Genomic DNA, 867 nt, shown 5'->3' with positions numbered 1-867 from the left:
AGTTAATGTAAATTATATTCAAAAATAAAATAACCTTGAATTCTAATTTCAGCACCGAGCCTACTGCATAAATACAACGTTGCTCATCTTCTTTGAAAATAACGTCTAACGCCCAGGACTCTGGTTCTCAATGTGCCAAAGTTTTCTTGTCGCTCTTGAGCGGCTTTGTTGAAGCGCTCATTTAATCGCCAATTTTGAGTTGAGAGCCTTTTCCTATATTCTTATCATACCTTGATGTATTCACTCTCATAATCATACCTTACAAACACAATCAATCCAGGCGTCAACACTTCAAAAAAACACCTACCGACAAACCAATTATATTGCGTGACCGAGGGCGGATTGATATCTGATTATCAGGCGACACTATGGATAATTGGCAGAGTGAGCAACGCACTTATGATGGAACAGGCTCATCCCCCAAATACCCTGATAGCACAATAAGAGCGTGCCATTATTTGAGACTGGTCTTCAAACAGCCCCTACGCCAACTTCAAGGTCTCATCGATAATCTATTAAAAAGAATGGGGTACGCAGATCTAGCCTGTCCAGACTATACCTCTCCTTCTAAGCGCTTATCTCAACTAGGTCTTAAGAAGCCCGCATTCAAATCCACATATAAACCGAATGAGGGGCCGTAGGGGCACTGTGTGAAAAAATTGATATAGATGCAGACCATGTTTCAGCCGATAAAATGGACGATACCGAGGACGTCTAGGACGCATTATCGAGCAAATTTCCTGAAGCCGATAATCATTCCTCCCAAAGATAATCTGTTTGCTGACGACGCTCGCAATCCTAAAAGGATGAGAAATTTAGTGGCGTATTCTGCATTAGGTCCCATACGGTGGCAAAAGACAAAGCAGT

Annotated in this window: 1 protein-coding gene; it reads left to right on the top strand. The window is 41.9% G+C overall.

The annotated features are described in order from the left end of the window. The first annotated feature begins 368 nt into the window (after positions 1-368). Positions 369-641, top strand: coding sequence for a transposase (locus AB4496_RS26105; RefSeq protein WP_017100261.1), 273 nt, complete (start codon positions 369-371; stop codon positions 639-641). Positions 642-867: the final 226 nt, after the last annotated feature.

It is taken from the genome of Vibrio sp. 10N.222.46.A1 (genome assembly GCF_041473595.1).
In the GTDB taxonomy this organism is placed as follows: domain Bacteria; phylum Pseudomonadota; class Gammaproteobacteria; order Enterobacterales; family Vibrionaceae; genus Vibrio; species Vibrio tasmaniensis_A.
Note: the sequence above shows the minus strand (reverse complement) of the source record. Positions and strands in the feature narration are given on the sequence as shown.